Source organism: Actinomadura sp. KC216 (genome assembly GCF_004348535.1).
In the GTDB taxonomy this organism is placed as follows: domain Bacteria; phylum Actinomycetota; class Actinomycetes; order Streptosporangiales; family Streptosporangiaceae; genus Spirillospora.
Genome location: NZ_SMJX01000158.1, coordinates 1 through 19002 on the forward strand (window position 1 = coordinate 1; position 19002 = coordinate 19002).

General features: G+C 70.6%; 15 protein-coding genes. 7 read left to right on the top strand and 8 right to left on the bottom strand.

The window, feature by feature from the left end; translation table 11 throughout:
- The 4 genes from E1264_RS24945 to E1264_RS24960 form a co-directional block, all read right to left on the bottom strand.
- Positions 1 to 1245, bottom strand: a 1245-nt coding sequence (locus tag E1264_RS24945; RefSeq protein WP_132177571.1) for an MFS transporter, incomplete at its 3' end; no start/stop codon positions are given.
- Positions 1246 to 1288: 43 nt separating this feature from the next.
- Positions 1289 to 3058: an ABC transporter substrate-binding protein gene (locus E1264_RS24950; RefSeq protein WP_132177573.1), complete on the bottom strand. Its 1770-nt coding sequence runs from the start codon at positions 3056 to 3058 to the stop codon at positions 1289 to 1291.
- Positions 3059 to 3332: 274 nt separating this feature from the next.
- The gene (locus E1264_RS24955) at positions 3333 to 4412 is read right to left on the bottom strand and encodes an inositol-3-phosphate synthase (RefSeq protein ID WP_132177575.1); all 1080 of its coding nucleotides are present in this window, start codon (positions 4410 to 4412) and stop codon (positions 3333 to 3335) included.
- 111 nt (positions 4413 to 4523) lie between these two features.
- Positions 4524 to 5144, bottom strand: a complete 621-nt coding sequence (locus E1264_RS24960) for a PadR family transcriptional regulator (protein WP_132177577.1) — start codon at positions 5142 to 5144, stop codon at positions 4524 to 4526.
- A gap of 1374 nt (positions 5145 to 6518) precedes the next feature.
- Between E1264_RS24960 and E1264_RS24970 the strand changes: the two genes are divergently transcribed.
- From E1264_RS24970 to E1264_RS24980, 3 genes are all read left to right on the top strand, one after another.
- Complete coding sequence (locus tag E1264_RS24970; RefSeq protein ID WP_243711149.1) at positions 6519 to 9143, top strand: transglycosylase domain-containing protein; 2625 nt, start codon at positions 6519 to 6521, stop codon at positions 9141 to 9143.
- A gap of 436 nt (positions 9144 to 9579) precedes the next feature.
- Positions 9580 to 12081, top strand: a complete 2502-nt coding sequence (locus E1264_RS24975; RefSeq protein WP_279491362.1) for a transglycosylase domain-containing protein — start codon at positions 9580 to 9582, stop codon at positions 12079 to 12081.
- A gap of 213 nt (positions 12082 to 12294) precedes the next feature.
- Positions 12295 to 13770 (top strand): glycosyltransferase 87 family protein, encoded by a 1476-nt coding sequence (locus E1264_RS24980; protein ID WP_243711150.1) that lies wholly within the window; start codon positions 12295 to 12297, stop codon positions 13768 to 13770.
- A gap of 19 nt (positions 13771 to 13789) precedes the next feature.
- Here E1264_RS24980 and E1264_RS24985 read toward each other — a convergent pair whose 3' ends face one another.
- Complete coding sequence (locus E1264_RS24985) at positions 13790 to 14755, bottom strand: MerR family transcriptional regulator (RefSeq protein ID WP_243711151.1); 966 nt, start codon at positions 14753 to 14755, stop codon at positions 13790 to 13792.
- A 403-nt stretch (positions 14756 to 15158) separates the two neighbouring features.
- On the opposite strand from E1264_RS24985, the gene E1264_RS24990 reads away from it, so the two are divergent.
- Positions 15159 to 15626 (top strand): barstar family protein, encoded by a 468-nt coding sequence (locus E1264_RS24990; protein WP_165964359.1) that lies wholly within the window; start codon positions 15159 to 15161, stop codon positions 15624 to 15626.
- Between the two features lie 72 nt (positions 15627 to 15698).
- Here E1264_RS24990 and E1264_RS24995 read toward each other — a convergent pair whose 3' ends face one another.
- The 3 genes from E1264_RS24995 to E1264_RS25005 form a co-directional block, all read right to left on the bottom strand.
- The gene (locus tag E1264_RS24995) at positions 15699 to 16085 is read right to left on the bottom strand and encodes a DUF4190 domain-containing protein (protein WP_132177583.1); all 387 of its coding nucleotides are present in this window, start codon (positions 16083 to 16085) and stop codon (positions 15699 to 15701) included.
- Positions 16086 to 16334: 249 nt separating this feature from the next.
- A complete protein-coding gene (locus E1264_RS25000) occupies positions 16335 to 17102 on the bottom strand; it encodes a deoxyribonuclease IV (protein ID WP_132177585.1) in 768 nt (255 codons plus the stop codon).
- A 91-nt stretch (positions 17103 to 17193) separates the two neighbouring features.
- On the bottom strand, positions 17194 to 17514 hold the full coding sequence (locus tag E1264_RS25005; RefSeq protein ID WP_207936145.1) for a hypothetical protein: 321 nt from the start codon (positions 17512 to 17514) through the stop codon (positions 17194 to 17196).
- Positions 17515 to 17732: 218 nt separating this feature from the next.
- Here E1264_RS25005 and E1264_RS43650 point away from each other — a divergent pair, with 218 nt between their 5' ends.
- From E1264_RS43650 to E1264_RS25015, 3 genes are all read left to right on the top strand, one after another.
- Positions 17733 to 17897, top strand: a complete 165-nt coding sequence (locus tag E1264_RS43650; RefSeq protein WP_165964360.1) for a hypothetical protein — start codon at positions 17733 to 17735, stop codon at positions 17895 to 17897.
- Between the two features lie 300 nt (positions 17898 to 18197).
- The gene (gene rpsF / locus E1264_RS25010) at positions 18198 to 18488 is read left to right on the top strand and encodes a 30S ribosomal protein S6 (protein ID WP_132177587.1); all 291 of its coding nucleotides are present in this window, start codon (positions 18198 to 18200) and stop codon (positions 18486 to 18488) included.
- A 53-nt stretch (positions 18489 to 18541) separates the two neighbouring features.
- Positions 18542 to 19002: single-stranded DNA-binding protein (locus E1264_RS25015; RefSeq protein ID WP_132177589.1), on the top strand; the 461-nt coding region annotated here is incomplete at its 3' end.

Consider the following 19002-nt stretch of genomic DNA (forward strand, 5'->3'; position numbering starts at 1 on the left):
GGTGGTGATGACGGCCAGGAGGGTGAGGGCGGCGCGTCCGTCTGAGGGCAGCCAGGTCGCGGCGGCTGCGGCCGCGGCGGCGAACATGGCGTTGAACAGCATGTCGTAGACGGCGAACACGCGGCCCCGGTAGGCGTCCTCGATCGTCTCCTGCAAGGTTGTGTCGACGCAGAGCTTGACGCCTTGGGACACGACGCCCAGGACGAACGCGGCCGCCGCCCAGGAGCGTTCGTCGAACGGCATGCCGAGGGCGAGCAGGCTCAGCGCGGCGGCGCCGAGCAGCCAGGCGATCCATGCCTGCTTGGTGATCCGCCGCACCACCGGCGGTGTGATCAGCGCGGCGATGAAGAATCCGGCGCCGGAGACCCCGAGCATGATCGCGAACGTCTCCAGGCCGGTGTCCGGGGCGTCCGCGAAATGGTTCCGGCACAGCAGCAGCGTCATGATCAAGACGACGCCGTACAGGAACCGGTGGAAGGAGATGGCGCTGAGCGCCAGTGCCGCCTGCGGCCGGTGTGCGATGTGGCGCGCCCCGTCCACGAGGCCGTCGATCACCGTGCCCAGTGCCTCCCGGATTCGCGGCTCGGCCGGGGCGGAGGCGCCGGGTACCGCGTTCTCGGACGGGTACGGGCCCAGCAGTTTCCTCGGCAGCCTCGTCGCGATCATCCCGGCGGCGAGGAACAGCCCGGCGGCCACCACGAGGATCAGCGCCGTCCCGCCGTTGCCGGCGCCGAAGAGGAGCCGGAGCAGGTAGCCGGCGCCGCCGCCGAGGAACGCGATCACCGTCCCGGACGTGACCGAGAACGCGTTCGCCGTCACCAGATGGTCGCGCCGCACCACATGGGGCAACGCCGCCGACAGCGCCGCCAGGAAGAACCGGTTCACGCCGAGGACGGCGAGCACGCCGATGAAGAAGGCCGGGCCGTCCCGTCCGGCCGCCACCAGGCCCGCGACGGCCAGGACCAGCAGGGCCCGCAGGATCGGCGTCCACACGAGGATCTGCCGCCGCTGCCACCGGTCGATGAACACCCCGGCGAACGGCCCGAGCGCCGAGTACGGCAGCAACGTCACCGCGAACGCCGCCGCCGCCTTCGCCGCGGTCGTCTGCCGCTCGGGCGAGAAGAACACGTATCCCGCGAGTGCCACCTGGAAGACGCCGTCGGTGAGCTGCGAGGCGATACGCGTCGCGTACAGCCGCCGGAAATCCCGCCCGCGCAGAATCTCCGGCAATTCGGCAGCTCTCACCCGATCACTGTATTCATCACCGCGGCTGCTCCGGGCGTACCGCCTAGGTCAGCCAGAGGCGGGTGTAGTCGTAGCCGGTCGCGGTGGGGAGGAAGCGGGTGCCGTGGACGCGGGACGAGCGGAAGATCGTGTGGGAGCGGCTGAGGAGCGGGACGATCGCCGCGTCCGCCATGATCTGCCGGTCGGCCTGCTGCCAGTACCGGGCGGCGCGGGCCGGGTCGGGTGCGGTGAGCGCGGCGTCGATGAGGGCGTTGACCTGCGGGTTGTCGTAGCCGCCGTAGTTGGTGGAGTTCTGCCCGTAGGCGCGTCCGTCGAACAGCGGCTGAATCATCGAGCGGCCGTTGTTGCCGTACCAGTCGGGCGTCCAGCCGGGGGCGGCGATGTCCCATTCGCCCGCGGCGGCCTTCGCTGGGGTGGCGATCGTGGCGGCGTAGAAGGAGCCGCCGGAATCGGCGAGGAGTTCGGTCTTCACCCCGCAGGCGTCGAGGTTCTCCGCGATGGACTGGGCGATCAGCTTGTGGACGCTATTGGTGCGGTACGGGAACTTCAGTGTGAGGGTGGAGTGGCCCGCCCGGGCGAGGAGCGCGCGGCATTTGGCCGGGTCGCCGGAGTCGTTCGGTGTGGGGTAGTGGTCGGCGGGCGCGTACCCGGCGTTGCCCGGCGGGATCACCGTGTGCAGGGCCTTCGCCACCGACGGACCACCGACGATCTTGATGAGGGCGCTGCGGTCGATGGCGTACTCCAGGGCCTGGCGGACCTCCCGCCTGCCGAGCGCGCCGGAATTGCCCGGGCTTCGCGTGTTGAACACCAGGTAGGGGCTGTTGGACGGTGCCTCCCTGATCGCGAAGCGGGGGTCGTCGCGCAGCCGCGGGATCGCGGACGTCGGGACGGGCTGGTCCCACGCGAGGTCGGCGACGCCCTGCTCGATCTGCTGCTGGACGGCCTCCGGCGAGTCCTGCCCGAGCGTGATCCGGATCTTCTCCACGTGGCGTTCGCGGAGCGGATCGCCGGCCTGGCGCCAGGCCGGGTTGCGGGTGAGCAGGTAGGTCATGCCCGGCTTGTACTCGGTGATCTGGTACGGGCCGTTCGAGATCGTGTGCTGCCGGAACTCCGGTCCGTCCGGGATGTAGCGGTCGTACTCCCGCGGCGCCGCGGCGGTGGACGGCAGCGCGAGCAGGTGAAGGAAGTCGCTGGCGGGCCGCTCTAATCTGAACACGAGCGTCTCGTCGTCCCTCGCGGTGACCCCGTCGAACCCGTGGTCGCGCTGGTAGGCGGCCATCGCGCCGGGGCTGCGGGGGTCGACGGCGGTGTAGCCGCGGCAGAACTCGGCCATGCCCTTGAGCGTGGACGTGAAGTACCCCTTGCCCCCGGACGGCGACGCCGGGTTGCAGAGCCGCTCGAAGCCGCGGACGAAGTCGTGCGCCGTCACCGGCCGCTGCGGCTGGGTGTTCCACCGGACGTCGTCGCGCAGGTGGACGGTGTAGGTGCGGCCGTCCTCGCTGATGCCGCCGTTCTCGCGGGACGGGATCCGCGCGGCCACGTCGGGGCGCACCGGGATCGTCTCCTCGAAGGTGTTGGACGCCAGCGTCCCGAACAGCGTCCGCGCGAACGTCCGGACGAGCCCGTACGCGCCCACGCTCGCGACGGACGCGGGATCGAGGTGCTCGACGTCGGACGAGCCGACGAGGCGCAGCGTGCCGCCGTCGCGGGGCCGTCCGTCGGCGGACGCGTCGTCACCGCCTCCGGCGCATCCCGTCAGCCCGACCACGAGCACCGCCAGACCCGCCGTCACCTTGCCCACTTCGCGTGCCATGGCGTTCTCACCTCAAGACTCGGAACTTGGCGCGCAGTAACCGACGGTGTCACAGTAGAGCCAGAGCGTGATAAAGGAGCGGTACATCACCCGTTTTCTTTAGAGAAGCTCGGCAGAAGCTCCGCAGAAGCAGGGACGCCCTGGCAATGGAAACCACTGCCAGGGCGTCCCTGGGGAATGCCGCCTAAAGGGGGCGGCGCCGACTCATTGCGCGGAGACGGGCTCCGGAACGCCGTTAAGGGCAGCGCTCCCGGCCCGTCCCGCGCGGCGAGGGCTAGCGGTCGACCTCGCCGCGGATGAACTTCTCGACGGCGTCGTGCGCCTGGTCGTCGTTGTACTGCTCGGGCGGCGACTTCATGAAGTAGGAGGACGCCGACAGGATCGGCCCGCCGATGCCCCGGTCCTTGGCGATCTTCGCGGCGCGCACCGCGTCGATGATCACGCCGGCGGAGTTCGGGGAGTCCCAGACCTCGAGCTTGTACTCCAGGTTGAGGGGCGTGTCGCCGAACGAGCGGCCCTCCAGCCGGACGTAGGCCCACTTGCGGTCGTCCAGCCACGGCACGTGGTCGGACGGGCCGATGTGCACGTCCGCCTTCGCCATCTCGTGCGGGATCTGCGACGTCACCGACTGCGTCTTGGAGATCTTCTTCGACTGGAGCCGCTTGCGCTCCAGCATGTTCATGAAGTCCATGTTGCCGCCGAAGTTGAGCTGGTAGGTGCGCAGCAGCTCAACACCGCGGTCCTCGAACAGGCGGGCCATGACGCGGTGCGTGATGGTCGCGCCGACCTGCGACTTGATGTCGTCGCCGACGATCGGGACGCCGGCGTCCGTGAACTTCTGGGCCCACTCGGGGTCGCTGGCGATGAACACCGGCAGCGCGTTCACGAACGCGACCTTGGCGTCGATCGCGCACTGGGCGTAGAAGCGGTCGGCGTCCTCGGACCCCACCGGCAGGTACGACACCAGGACGTCCACCTTGGCGTCCTTCAGCGCCTGGACGACGTCGACCGGCTCGGCGTCCGACTCCTCGACCATGTTCAGGTAGTACTCGCCGAGGCCGTCGAAGGTGTGGCCGCGCTGGACGGTCACGCCCATCGGCGGGACGTCGGCGAACTTGATCGTGTTGTTCTCGCTGGCGTAGATGGCCTCGGACAGGTCCATCCCGACCTTCTTGGCGTCCACGTCGAACGCCGCCACGAACTCGACGTCGCCCACGTGGTACTCGCCGAACTGCACGTGCATGAGGCCGGGGACTCGCTGATCGGGGGCCGCGTCCTTGTAGAACTCGACACCCTGGACGAGCGAAGAGGCGCAGTTACCCACACCCACGATGGCTACGCGCACCGAACCCATCCGGTTGCTCCTTCTCTTTTGCGGTTGCGATCCTCGCCCGCCGGAGGGCGGACGCCGCTTCCGGGCGGGGGACCTGAGGTGGGATTCACCCGTCCCAGGTGGGCCGCTCTGTCAGCGGCCCTTGTCCCGAGGCTTGTCGTGTTTGGTTTCGTACTGTGCGGCTTGCTGTTCCTGCTCGGCCCGCTCGCGCCCGATCAGCTCGTTGAGCCATCTGACCTCGCGTTCGACGGACTCCAGCCCGTGGTTCTGCAGCTCCAGGGTGTAGGAGTCGACCCGCTCGCGGGTCCGCGCCAGGGCGGCGCGGACGCTCTCCAGACGCTCCTCCAGCCGGCTGCGGCGGCCTTCGAGGATCCGGAGCCGGACGTCGGCGCGGGTGTGCGAGAAGAAGGCGAAGTGCACGCCGAACCCCTCGTCCTCCCACGACGCCGGACCGGCCTCGGTCAGGAGCTGCTGGAGGCGCTCCTTGCCGTCCGCGGTGAGCTTGTAGACGATCTTCGACCGGCGGCTCTGCAGCGCCAGCGCCGTGTTCGGCTCCTCCGGCCGGTCCTCGATGATCAGCCCGTTCGCGAGCAGCTGCTTGAGGCACGGATAGAGGGAGCCATAAGAGAAGGCGCGGAACATGCCCAGCAGGGTGTTGAGCCGCTTGCGCAGCTCGTACCCGTGCATAGGGGACTCGTGCAGCAGTCCGAGCACGGCGAGCTCCAGCACGCCCGCGCCCTTCCTGGCCGCCATCGTCCACCTCCACAGAGCCGGATGTCTCGATCCGATGTATCGAGTGAATGTATCGACTCGATACATCGACAAGATACGTAGTGCGGCCCGTGCTTGGCAAGTGGGCAGCCGCCGGGCGGTATGTGGGGCGGGGCGTGCCGAGGCCGCCGCGCACGCCCCCGTTGGACCACAAAAACGGAGAATTCTGGGTGTATGTGGTGGAAGTGTGTCAAAGTTGCGCATGGCACCACCCGGCGATGTCCGGCGTCCACGGCCTCGGGGAGTAGCGCCCCGGGCGGCAGACGAACAAGGAGGAATCACCGGCCGCCGCAACCGGCCGGGGCGTTGACCAGCCGGAACGTGCCGTCGCACTGCACTCGCTCCCCCCGCTCACCAGCCCGCACAGTACGCTTCGGACGGCGCAAAGCCGCCCAGAGCCGGTGGGGTGACCCCGGCCCTCGGCAGCTAACCGTTGTCCCCTGTTGATGAGGTCGCGTGAGTAATCCAAGCCAGCCCCGACCGGAACCCGGGTCGCAGAGGCCGGGCGGGCAGCAGAACCCCCGTCCCGGCGATTCCGGCGACCCCGGGCAGCCGGGCGTCCACCGCGAGTCCACCGCGCCAGGCACGGCGGGGACACCGGCCGGACCGCAGGACCACGCCCCGAACTTCATGGGCGGCCCCTCCGTTCCCGGCGCCGCCCCTAGGCCGTCCGGACCTTCCGGGACGCCGCCCGGCCACGGCATGCCCGGCGAGCCGGGCGCGCTCAGCGGAGGCGCCGCGTCCGCCGGCCCGAGCATGCCCGGCGGCTCCTCCCCCTTGAGCGACCCGGCCTTCCCCGGCTCGGGCCCGCCCGCCGGATCCGTAACGCCCGGCGGGACGGGTGGAAACGGTGCGCCGTCGGGCGGCGGGTCGAGCTCGTACGGTGACTTCGGTTCGTCGAGCGGCCTCGGGCCTGGTGATCCACTGGGTGGTTCGCCGACGCCCGGCGGGATGGGCGGCCCGGGTGGGGCGACCGCGCCCGAAGGGCTTGGCGGCTTTGGCGACGCGGCCATGCGAAGCGCCCCCGGCGGGCGCGGGCCCTTGAGCGGGCCGGAGATGCCGGGCGGTAGGGCAGGCGGCCCTGGGACGCCCGGTGGAGGCGCCGCGTCCGGTGGCCCGAACGTCCCTGGTGGCATGGGACCGTCCGGCGGCGGCTCTAGCGGCCCCGGCGGGCCGGGCGCTCCGCTCAGGTCGCCCACGGGTGGCGCCATGCCCGGTGGACGTGGTCCGGGCGGGGCCGGTCCGGGTGGGCCTGGTCCAAGTGGACCCGGAATGAATAGGCCCGGAATGGGTGGGCCTGGCGGGCCTAACACCCCTGGCTCCCCTGGTGGGCCTCGTACGCCTAACGCGTCCGGTATGGGCGGTGCGCCTCGGCCGGGCGCCGGCGGCAGGCACGCAGCCGGCGCGGCTGGTGCGGCCGGTGCCGGTGCCGGGGTGGCCGGGTTCGGGACGGCCGGCAACGGCGTCCGCGACAAGCTCGGCGATATCGGGAAGCTCGGTCAGGACCTCGGGTCGAAGGTGGCCGGGAAGTTCCGCGGCAACGGCACGCGCGCGGCACATCGGGCGGGCGGCCCCGCGGGACCGGGCGGCCCCGGACGGCCCGGCGGTCCCGGTGGACCGGGGGGACCGGGGGGTCCCGGAGGCCCCGGGCGGCCGACCGGGCCGGGCAAGCAGAGCTTCATCGACCACCTGCGCTCCCGGGGGGAGGGGTGGCGCAAGTACATCCCGTCCTGGAAGGTCGTGGCCGGTGTCTGCGGGCTCGGGTTCGCCGCGTTCATCACCCTGATCTGGGTCGCGTACGCGAACACGCCGACGCCCGCGGAGCCGACCGTGGCGGGCGTCGAGGACCAGGCGTCGATCTTCTACTACACCGACGGCACCGAGATCGGGCGCGTCGGCAAGAAGCGGCAGAGCGTCGAGCTGAACAAGGTTCCGCCGACCGTCCAGGACGCGGTGCTCGCGGCGGAGAACCGCAGCTTCCGCACCGACCCCGGGTTCTCGGTCAAGGGCACGACGCGGGCGGTGTGGAAGAACCTGACCGGCGGGTCGGGCGGCGGGTCCACGATCACGCAGCAGCTCGCGAAGAACTACTACTCCGACCCGAACAACCGGACGATGAACCGGAAGTTCAAGGAGCTGTTCATCTCGCTGAAGCTTGAGGACAAGCACACCAAGGACGAGATCCTCAAGCTGTACCTGAACACCATCTACATGGGCCGCGACACGTACGGCATCCAGGCGGCGTCCCGCGAGTACTTCGGGACGGACGTGTGGAAGCTCAAGCCCGACCAGGCGGCCTTCCTCGGCGGCATCATCCAGAACCCGAACCGGGACCCGGGCGAGGAGGGCAACCGGGCGTGGGTGACCGCCCGGTACCAGTACACGCTCGACGGCATGGTCAAGATGGGCAAGCTCAGCCAGGCCGACGCCGACAAGTACAAGCAGCAGCTTCCCAAGATCAAGGAAGCGGGCACGGGCAACCAGCTCTACGGCGGCCAGCGCGGCTACATGCTGATGCGCGCCAAGAAGGAGCTGGACCGGCTCGGCATCGACGACAAGGAACTGACGACCAAGGGCCTGCGCGTCTACACGACGTTCGACCGCAAGCGGATGGCGATGGCCAAGGAGGCGGCCGAGAAGACCGTCCCGCAGGTGGACCCGAAGAAGCTGGCGAAGAAGAAGATCCGCGTCGGGCTGGTGTCGGTGAACACCGCGAACGGTGAGGTCATCGCGTTCTACGGCGGGCCCAGCTACCTGGACCAGGCGTTCGACAACGTCTGGCAGGGGTCGGCGCAGGCGGGGTCGGCGATGAAGCCGTACGTGCTGGCGACGGCGCTGAAGCAGAACTACAGCCTGAAGAGCATGGTGGAGGGCCGGTCGAGGATCCCGCTCAACGGCGAGGGCAACGTCGTGTCGCGGAACGATCCCGGCGCCGTGATGGTCCCGAACTCCCATCGGACACCGCCGGCGGTCAACCTCATCACGGCGACGGAGGAGTCGGTGAACACGGCGTTCCTCCAGCTGATGGGCAAGGTCGGCATCGAAGAGGTCATCGAGACCGAGACGGACGCCGGTATCGCGCGCGACCTGCTGAAGCCGCACGACTGCTGCCTGAACCTGGCGCTGGGCGTCAACAACATCCGTCCGATCGAGCAGGCCGCCGGGTACGCGGTGTTCGCCAACGGCGGCGTCTACCACCAGCCGCACGTGATCCGCCTGGTCAGGGCGACCGACAACAAGACGGTGCGGCTGAAGCCGAAGTACGAGAAGCGCCGCGTGTTCTCCCCGAAGGTCGCGGCGGACGCCACCTACGCCATGCAGCAGGTCATCCTGGGCGGCACGGCGACGGCGGCGCGGCTGCCCGACGGGCGCCAGGCGGCCGGCAAGACCGGGACGACCGACCGGAACGTCTCGTCGTGGTTCGTCGGTTACGTGCCGCAGGTGTCGACCGCGGTGACGCTCTACAACGACTCGGTGGGGCCCGGCGGGAAGAAGAAGTCGGTGATCCTGCCGGGGATCGGCGAGGTGGAGGGCGGCACGATCCCCGCCAGGATCTGGCGGGGATACATGAAGGAAGCGCTGCGCGGCGTGGAGGCCAGGCAGTTCCCGCCGCCGGTGTGGGGCGGGATCGTCCAGCGCTGGGCGAAGCCGCCGGAGAAGAAGGACGACAGGCCGCCGTGGTGCAACGGCCCGCTCGGCGAGTTCGATCCGCGCTGCCAGGGCAACGGCGGCGGCAACGGTGGCGGTAACGGCAACGGCGGGGGCAACAAGCCGCCCTGCCAGTCGCCGTTCCCCGACCCCAACTGCAACCCGGACAGGCCGCCGAGCTTCCCGCCGCCGGACTGGTGGTGCAACATGCACCAAGGGCATCCGGCCTGCAGGATGCGGGGCGGCGGAGGCGGCGGCGGAGGCGGCGGGCTCAACGAGCCGAACGCGGCGAGCCTCGCACCGCTGTACCCAGTGTCGAGGCCACCGGAATGAACCGGTGGGCCGTCCCGTCCGAACCGTTCCATGGAGGCGGTGATGTGACATGAAGCATGTTCCCGAGTCACCGCACGCCAGGGGACGTGACCGAGCGCGTCCGGATGGTCGAGGGGAGGCGAGGCTCGGCGCCTCGGCCCCCTCGGCTCCGGCGGCGCAGTACTCTCTGACGACGCACAGCCGTACCCCAGTTTGATGAGGTCGCGTGAGTAACCGAAGCCCATACGGACCGGAATTCGGAGATGGCCCCGACCGGAGGGCGACCCCCCGCTCCGGCGGCTCCGGCCCGCCCGCCGGTGCGCCGCGCGGTGGATCGTCCGGCACCCCCGGCAGGGTGCCGCGCCCCGGCGGCAGGTCGGGCGGACGGAGCGGCGGGCCCGCGAGGATAGGCGGCGGCGGAGGCGGCGGAGGTCGCCGCCGTGGCACGCCCTCATCGATGCGCTCGGGCCCGGGCGGCCGTCCAGGACGGGCGGCCGGAGGCGCGGGCGGCGCGGCGGGCCCCGGCTTCCCAGGCGGTCCCGGCGGTCCCGGCGGGCGCGGTCCCGGCGGCGGAGGAGGCGGCGGCTACGGTGGCGGAGGCGGCGGCTACGGCCGGCGCGGCGGCTCCGGGGACGGCGGAGACGACAGCTTCTGGGGCGACGACGGCGGCTCCGGCGGCCGGCGCGAGGGCCTCGGCGCCTTCTGGAAGGGGCGCGGCAAGCGCCAGGGCGGCGACGGCGACGACCCGGAGAAGACCGGCTGGCGGCGGTACGTCCCGTCCTGGAAGGTCGCGACCGCCGTCGTCAGCGTGCTGATCCTCGGCATGGCCACGCTCGTCATCGTCGCGTACGCCAACACCCCGATCCCGACGGCGAAGCAGCAGGCCGCGCTGCGGCAGGAGTCGCTGATCACGTTCGCGGACGGCAAGCCGCTCGCCCGGATCGGCACCCACCGCGAGGACATCCCGCTCGACAAGGTCCCGAAGCACGTCCAGAACGCGGTCCTCGCCGCGGAGGACCGCAACTTCTGGCACGAGCCGGGCATCTCCCCGACGGGCATCGCGGGCGCGATGTACCGGGCGGTCGCCGGCGGTGAGGTCGCCGGCGCCTCGACGATCACGCAGCAGATGGCGCGTAACTACTACGCGGGCCTCAGCCAGGACCGTACGGTCAGCCGCAAGCTCAAGGAGATCCTCATCTCGATCCGTCTCGGCAAGGAGATGGACAAGAAGCGGATCCTCGAGCTGTACCTCAACACCGTCGCGTTCGGGCGCCGGTCCTACGGCATCCAGGCCGCGTCCCGCGCCTACTTCCACAAGCCCGTCACCGAGATCAACGAGTCCCAGGCGGCGATGCTCGCCGCGCTGATCCAGCGGCCGGGCTACTTCGCCACCTACGGCCCGGCCTCCAACCCGGCCAAGAAGGCGCTGATCGACCGCTGGAACTACGTCCTCGACGGCATGGTCGAGGAGGGCTGGCTCGACCAGACCAAACGCGCCGCGGCGCAGTTCCCGCAGACGCAGGAGAACTGGAGCGACGTTCCGGACGACGAGAACACCGGCTACCTCCAGGACCGCGTCCTCGCGGAGCTGAAGGCGCTCGGCATCGACGAGCAGATGCTGGAGACCGGCGGCCTGCGGATCAAGACGACGTTCAACCGGCAGCTGCAGGACTACACGAACAAGGTCGTCAAGCAGATCAGGAAAGAGAACGGGCTCGGCAACGACATCCAGTTCGGGCTCGCCGCCGTCGACCCGAAGACCGGCGGGGTGGTCGCCGCCTACGGCGGTCCGGCCTACCGCCAGCAGCAGTTCGACAACTCCTTCCAGGGCATGGTGCAGCCCGGGTCGTCGTTCAAGCCGATCGTGCTGGCCACCGCGCTCGACCAGGGCATCAGCCTGCAGACGACGATGGACGGCAGCTACCGGCGCACCATCAACGGCGCGACGTTCACCAACGACAGCAGGTCGGAGAACGGCGTCTACAACCTCAAGCAGATGACGGCGATGTCCATCAACACGTCGTACGTCGAGCTGGGGCAGAAGGTGCAGCTGTCCAACGTCATCGAGATGGCCAAGAAGATGGGCCTGCCGGAGAACACCCCGGGCCTCAAGGCGGACTACACCTCGCTGCCGCTCGGCGTCATCGACGCGACCCCCGTGACGATGGCGTCGGTGTACTCGACGTTCGCCGCCGGGGGCAAGCACCGGCCCGCGCACGTCATCTCCAAGATCACCACCAACACGGGCCACCCGGTCACGAACAAGCACGGCGACGTGCTGGAGAAGCTGCCGTGGGAGAAGCCCACGACGGTGTTCTCCGAGGGCGTCGCGGCCGACGCGACGTCGGCGATGCAGGCGGTCGTCACGTCCGGTACCGGTAAGCGCGCGAGCCTCGCGCCCCGCCCGGTGGCCGGCAAGACCGGTACGACGGACGAGAACAAGTCCGCCTGGTTCGTCGGCTACACGCCGCAGCTCGTGACGTCGGCGGCGATGTGGCGGCAGGACAAGAACGGCAACCGCAAGTCGCTGATCGGCGTCGGCAACTACAGCCAGGTCTACGGTGGTACGGTCCCGGCCGACCTGTTCAAGCGCTTCATGACGAAGGCGCTGGACGGCAAGGAGATCGCGCAGTTCCCGCCGCCCGTCAACGGCGGCGAGGTCGCCCCGTGGGCGAAGCCGAAGCCCGCCCCGACGACGTCGGCGTCGCCGTCCCCGTCGGACCGGCCCACCTGCCAGCCGGGCGAGCCGACGCCGGGCTGCCAGCCGCCGACCTCGGGCCCGTCGTTCCCGACGACGCCGCCTCCGGGCGGGGTGCCCTGCAACGAGTACAACCTGCCGCTCGGCTGCAACCCGAACCTTCCGCCGGAAGGGGACAAGACCTGGTGGTGCGAGAAGCCCGAGAACAGGAACCATCCCGCCTGCAGGCGGGACGAGCCGAGTGAGCCGAACGCCAACTAGCGCGGCCGGGCGACGCTGGCCCGGCATCTCGCGAACGGAACGAACGGAACGGCCCGGAGCCCGCAACGGCTCCGGGCCGTTCCACGCCCCGAGCCGTTGCGGGCTCCCCGAGCTCGTGCCTAGGCGGACCGGCGGACCGGCGGACGTTCGCGCCGCGCGACGAGCGCGACGAGCGCGACGCGGGCGGGCGTGATGAGCAATAGTCTGCTCTCCATGGCGTCGTCTTCTGAAAGGCTCGGGATGCCCGCCGCCGGAACCGACAACGACGATCAGGACGGCCCCGGCGGCTCCGGCGGTCCTCCCGGACGGCTGGCGCGGCTCGCTCCCGTTCTCACCGGCCTCACCGCCTTCGTGTGCCTGCTGGGCTGGGTGCAGAAGCGGCCGTGCGCGTCGGCGAACTTCGACTTCATCAAGACGACGACGAACGCCTGCTACACCGACATCTATCCGCTCTACTACGTGCGCGGGCTGAACGACGGCAAGGTCCCGTACTTCGACACGTTCAGCGGCTCCGACATCCACTACGTCGAGTACCCGGTGCTGAGCGGCGGCTTCATGCAGCTCGCCGCGTGGCTGGTGAAGCCGTTCGGGCTCGACGAGCGCGGCATGGCCTTCTACAACGTCACCGTGCTGCTCCTCGCCGTCCTCGCCGTCGTCGCCGTCCTCGCCACCGCGTACGCGGCCGGACGGCGCTCGCTGCGGACCGGGCTGATGGTGGCGCTGTCCCCGGCCCTGCTGCTCACCGCGTACATCAACTGGGACCTGCTGGCGGTCGCGCTCACCGCGCTGGCGCTCGCCGCGTGGTCCGCGCGCCGCCCGGCCCTCGCGGGGACGCTGCTCGGCCTCGCGATCGCGGCGAAGTTCTACCCGCTGCTCCTCCTCGGCCCGCTGGTGCTGCTGTGCATCCGCGTCGGGCAATGGCGGGCCCTGGGGCGCGTGCTCGCCGGGACCGCGGGCGCATGGCTGCTGGTCAACCTGCCCGTGATGCTCTTCGCGTGGGAAGGCTGGAAGGAGTTCTACACCTTCAGCCAGAAACGCGGCGTCGACTGGGGCTCGATCTTCTTCTACCTGCAAGACCACGGGCTGGAGAAGACCGTGTCCGACACCGGCACGCTCAACCTGCTCGGCACGGGGACGTTCCTCGCCCTGGCCGCCTGCATCGCGGTCCTCGCGTTCACGGCGCCGCGCCGCCCGCGCCTGCCGCAGCTGATGTTCCTCGTCCTGGTCGCGTTCATGCTGCCGAACAAGGTCTGGTCGCCGCAGTACGTGCTGTGGCTGCTGCCGCTCGCCGTGCTGGCGCGCCCGAAGATCCCCGCGTTCGTGGTGTGGCAGGCCGGCGAGATCGCCTACTTCTTCGGCATCTGGTGGTTCCTGCTGTCGGTGTCCGCGCAGACGCCCGGCGCCGACCTCTCGGACACGGTGTCGGCGGTGCTCAGCTTCGACGCACCGGCGGCCGGCATCAGCGAGGACGTCTACCATCTGGCGCTGCTCGCGCGGTTCGTGACCGTCCTCGCGCTGGCGGCGCTGGTGGTGTGGGACATACTGCGCCCGTCCGGCGACCTGGTGCGCGCGGACGGCGTGGACGACCCGGCGGGCGGCGTCCTCGACGGCGCGCCCGACCTGATCTCGGTGGGACGCTGGCGCGGCGCCCGCCACACCAGCGTCCCGGTCGCGTCTCAGGCCTCCTAGCCAGCTGTCCTACCGCGTGCTAGCCGTTCTGGATGTTCTGGTGGCGCAGGGCCTCGATGAACCACTCGAACAGGGGTGTCAAGGTCGGCGGGACGGGCCAGCCGTTGATCGTCGCGAGCAGCTGCCAGTACCGCTCCGCGCGGCGGTCGGTGCCGATCTCCATGCGCGCCAGCAGGTCGCGCCTGAACGCGGCGTCGTCGGCGACCCCGGACGCGTCCGCGTAGGCGCCCGCCAGCTCGTCCACGATGGGACAGGCGGCGTCCGAATCCGGTGCGACGCCGTCCGCGACGGCCCGTTCGATCTTCTCCCGCGTCAGGTCGGCGAGGCGCGCCGGGTCGTCCGGGTACGAGCCGCGCGAGATGTCGGCCGCCTGGGCCTCCGCCATCCGCCGCACCGACGCGCGGAATCCCGGGTCGCCGACCAGCTCGGCGAGCTCCACCCACGCGTCGACCTGCTCGGGCTCGGGGTCGTCGGGAAGTTCCGGCAGCGCGGACCGCATCTTCGCCGCGAAGTCGGGGTTGAGGTCGAGCCCGGCGAACGACTCGTCGATGAAGTCGGTGATGATCCGGCGGCGTTCCTCGTCGGACAGCCGGGCGAGCTTGTGCATGAGTTCGATCTCCTCTGGAGTGGATCCGCGTTTCGCGACCGCCCGCAGCACGGCCCGGCGCAGCCGGAGCGTCCGGATCTGCACGTCCAGCGCCTCCGCGTGCGCCGCCGCGACGTCCCCGACGCCGATCTCGCGGTCCAGCAGCCGCCGGACCGTGCCGAGGTCGATGCCGAGGTCGCGCAGCGTCCGCACCAGGTCGAGGCGCGCGGCGGCCGCCGTGTCGTACAGCCGGTAACCGGCCGCGGTACGGCCGGACGGCGGCACGACGCCCGCGTCGGAGTAGAACCGGATCGTCCGCACCGGGAGGCCGGTGCGGCGCGCCAGTTCCCCGATCGTGTACAGGGTGTCGCCGGTGTCGCCGTCCATGCCGTCCACCATGAGGGCTCCAGTGACTAGAGACTCAACCCGTCACCACAGGGATCCTGCCGGAACGGGCTGGAGCCGGGGGTGGGGGGAGGTGCCCGCGGTTCGTTTCCCGTGAAACCTGTCCGCGAGGCCGGTGTCGCGGAGGCGAGTCCGCGCAGAGCCGGACCGAGGACCTACGGCTCGTCCGGGTCGGTGCCGCCTCGATCGGTGCAGGTCGTCGGCGCGTCGGTGAGCGACCGGCCGCGGGCGCTGTGCGACGATCTCGGACGCGCGCGGCGCCCGAGGGTCCGGACGGTGTGCCGGAATCCACCGATCTTGAGGTGTTTGCCGGGCGCTGCCCGGGGATGATCGCGGCCGGTGGGGCGGGTCGCCCCGGTCCCGCGCACGCGGGGCGCAGGAATTGCCGGGAGAGGACGTGGACGCGAACCAAGCACTGACAGAGCTGCTCGCGGGACGGCTGGAGCCGGGCGTCTACCAGTGGCGGACGCCCCCGGTGCCGGCCGCGATCGGCGACACGATCTGGGTCGAGCGCGCCGGGGAGGCCGGGTGGCGCGGATTCCATCTCGACGGCCGCCGCGCCCGCGACAGTGCCTCGTTCCTGCGGCTGTGCGCCGACGTCTTCGAGGTGCCCGAAGGGCCAGCCGCCGACTGGGACGCGCTCGGCGACTCCCTGACGGATCTTTCGTGGACCCCCGTGAAGCACGGCTACGTGGTGCTGTACGAGTCGTGGTCCGAGCTGGCCGACGCCGATCAGCAGGCATTTCGCGCCGTCCTGGACATGTTCGCCCGGGTGGTGAAGGCGTGGCGGGACACCCCCACCCCCATGACCGTGCTGATGTCGAGCGTGGGTGTGGAAGTGGCAGGCGTCCCCCGCCTCGCCTGACCGGTCATCCCCGTCCGGCCTGGAGTGGCCCGTCCGGTCTTGGCGAGACGCGCCGTCTCGCCAGGACGGGCGTCAGTAGCCTGTGGTGCTGCCGGTCCCCACGAGCGCCGCCCAAAGGCCGATGTAGAAGACCCAGAAGATGAGCCAGCCGACAGAGACGATGTAGCCGAGGATGAGTCCGGCGACGGCCATTCCGTGGCCGCCCTCGCCCGTCCGCTTGATCTGGCCCTGGGCGATGTGGCCGAAAATGATCGCGAGAATCGACGTCAGGCCGCAGGCGAGGAAGCCGATGAGCCCGCAGACCATCGACGCGGTCGCCATCCCGTTGGTGGGAGCGGCCACCGGTACGGGCGACGCTCCGTAGTAGTGGTGCTGCACGGGCGCGGGCTGCTGCTGCGGGTACTGGGCGTAGGGGTCGTGCGATCCGTAGCCGTAGGGGTCGTAAGGGGGCTGAGACATGTGGTTCCCGATCGGTTCGCGCGCCCGCCGCCGGAAGGTACGCGCGTGCGCTGAGGGCTGGGTTCCGAATTATGCCAGTGTGTTGTGACCTTCGGAATTTGTCGTAATGCTGGTCCTACGCGGTTTTAGATGCCGGTCCCGGCCCTCGGGTTCCCCTCGTCCGGCCGCTACCTCGACGCCTCCGCGCCGCGAATCCGCCACCTCCGGCCTATGCCTCCCCCGTCTCGGCCGCAGCCGGCCGCCTCGCCGTCAGAGCTTCGAGCGCAGCCAGGAAATGTCGTCGGCCTGGCCTTCCGCCGGTGTCTCCACCACGACCGGCGCGTCCGCGGCCTTGACCACGGCCAGGATCAGCTCGGTGTCGATGGTGCCGCTGCCGAGGTTGGCGTGCCGGTCGGCGCCCGACCCGAACGTGTCGCGGCTGTCGTTGCAGTGCACCAGATCGATGCGGCCGGTTATGGCCTTGATCCGGTCGACGGCGTCGACGAGTTCTTCGCCCGCGGCATGCGCGTGGCACGTGTCGAGGCAGAAACCGAGCTTCGACTCCAGCCCCGGAAGCCCGGACAGCACCTCCCACAGCCGGGAAATCCGGTCGAACTTGCGCGCCATGGCGTTGTCGCCGCCCGCGGTGTTCTCGATATAGACCGGGATCGGGCACTCGACCCTCTCGAACACCTTGCGCCAGTTCTCGAAACCCAGCTCGGGGTCGTCGTCCTTCAGCACGTGCCCGCCGTGCACGATCAGCGCCTTCGCGCCGATCGAGGCCGCCGCCTCCAGTTGCTGGGTGAGGTTCTTGCGGCTCGGGATGCGGATCCTGTTGTTGGACGTCGCCACGTTGATCGTGTAGGGAGCGTGCACGTAGACGTCCACCCCGGAGCCCGCCAGCGCCTCCACGCCCTCCGGCAGGACGGGCTTCTTCCACCCCTGCGGATCACCCAGGAAGAACTGGACGACGTCGGCGCCGATCGCGCGCGCGTTGTCGAGCGGGTTGGTCTGGTCGACGTGGGCTCCGATGCGCATGCCCAGAGCCTAGCCCCGCCCTACGACACCCAGAAAAGCGTCCCGAACTCCGGAGCACCAAAGCGGCGTTAGGGCGGCGTCAGAAAGGGCGTTAGAGCGAGAAGCCGCCGTTGCTCAGGGCGAAGGCGGCACCCATGAACGAGGCCACCATGCCGATGACGTTCAGCCAGCGCTCGTTCGTCGTCGCGGAGATCATCTGGGAGTAGAGGGCGAGCGGCAGGCCGATCACCCCGGCGACGGCCCCGGGGAAGTGGGTCGCCGGGATCCAGCCGAGGACGAGGGCGGCGAGACCGATCGTGACGGCGGCGACGGCGAGCACGTCCTGGAGCCGGTGCGACTCGGTCTCGGTCCGCGCGGCGGGGGCCTGCGTGCCGGATGCCTGCCGTTTCGCGCCTGCTGCCTCCTGTGGCATCGGGATCCTCCTCCAGGTCAGGTCTCCCGCGGCGGGGCTCGTGGTGCGCGCGGGACCGGACGGACCACGCCCTTAGGGGTTCCCGGCGCGGCCGGGGATCAACCGGCGAAGCCGGGCGGAAATGTCGGCGGGAGGCGGTACGGTCGAACATGGATTCGAGAACACCGGCTCGATTCGGCCCCCGAGGGGAAGCGGGGGAGAGCAGGAGGTGCACCATCGTGACGAAAGCGGAGTTGGGGCTCATCGGTGACGCGGAGCTCGTGGAGGAGCTGTCGGTGCTGACGACCCAGACCGCCCGCATGCGCGCCCGCATGGCCGACATCATGGCGGAGCTGGAACGGCGGCGCTGCGCCAAGCCCGTCCAACCAAGAGCGCGGCGCTGAGGCCCGCCACCTCGCCGGGCCGGGGGCGGGTGGGCTGTCCGCGCCGGAGGCCTCGCGAATGGGGCCGCCCGCGGGCCGTGCCGCGCCGCTCGCCGGCCCCTGGCGGGGTCGATCCCTCCGTTGCGCTGGCGTTCCGCTCCCGGAACCGGCTCGTACGCTGCCGACTGTTGGTAGCCTGTATCGGTCTCGCGGCGGGCGCGCCCGGCGATCCGGGTTCCGGCGCAGCCGCGGGAGACGCAACAGCCCTCCTGTCACGGAGAGACCGTGACCGCACCAGTCCAGAGGAGGTAGGGACACAGCATGCGTCGTTACGAACTCATGGCCATTCTCGACCCCGCCGTCGACGAGCGCACCGCGAACGCGGCGCTCGACCCGTTCCTGAAGGTCGTCAAGGACGGCGGCGGCAGCGTGGAGAAGGTCGACGTCTGGGGCCGCCGGCGCCTGGCGTACGACATCCAGAAGAAGTCCGAAGGCATCTACGCGGTGATCGACCTTTCGGCCGAGCCTGCCACGGTCAAGGAGCTCGACCGGCAGCTCAACCTGAGCGAGTCGATCCTCCGTACGAAGGTCATCCGCCCCGAGGTCCACTGAGCCAGGCGCCCCGCGTCAGGCCCCAGGCCCTCACAGCAGCCGGAGCGAGCCCCATGGCAGGCGACACCGTAATCACGATCGTCGGGAACCTCGTCGAGGACCCGAACCTGCGCTTCACCCCCAGCGGCCAGGCGGTCGCGTCCTTCCGCATCGCCTCGACCCCGCGGTTCTTCGACCGCCAGTCGGGCGACTGGAAGGACGGTGAAGCACTCTTCCTGACCTGCAACGTCTGGCGGCAGGCCGCCGAGAATGTGGCCGAGACCCTGCAGCGCGGCATGCGGGTGATCGTGCAGGGCCGCCTCAAGCAGCGGTCGTACGAGACCCGTGAAGGCGAGAAGCGCACGGTCTTCGAGGTCGAGGTCGACGAGGTCGGCCCGTCGCTGCGCAACGCCACCGCCAAGGTCAACAAGACCCAGCGGCAGGGTGGCGGCGGCGGTTTCGGCGGCGGCGGTGGCGGCCAGGGTGGCGGCGGCGGTTTCGGTGGCGGCGGCCAGGGTGGCGGCGGCTTCGGAGG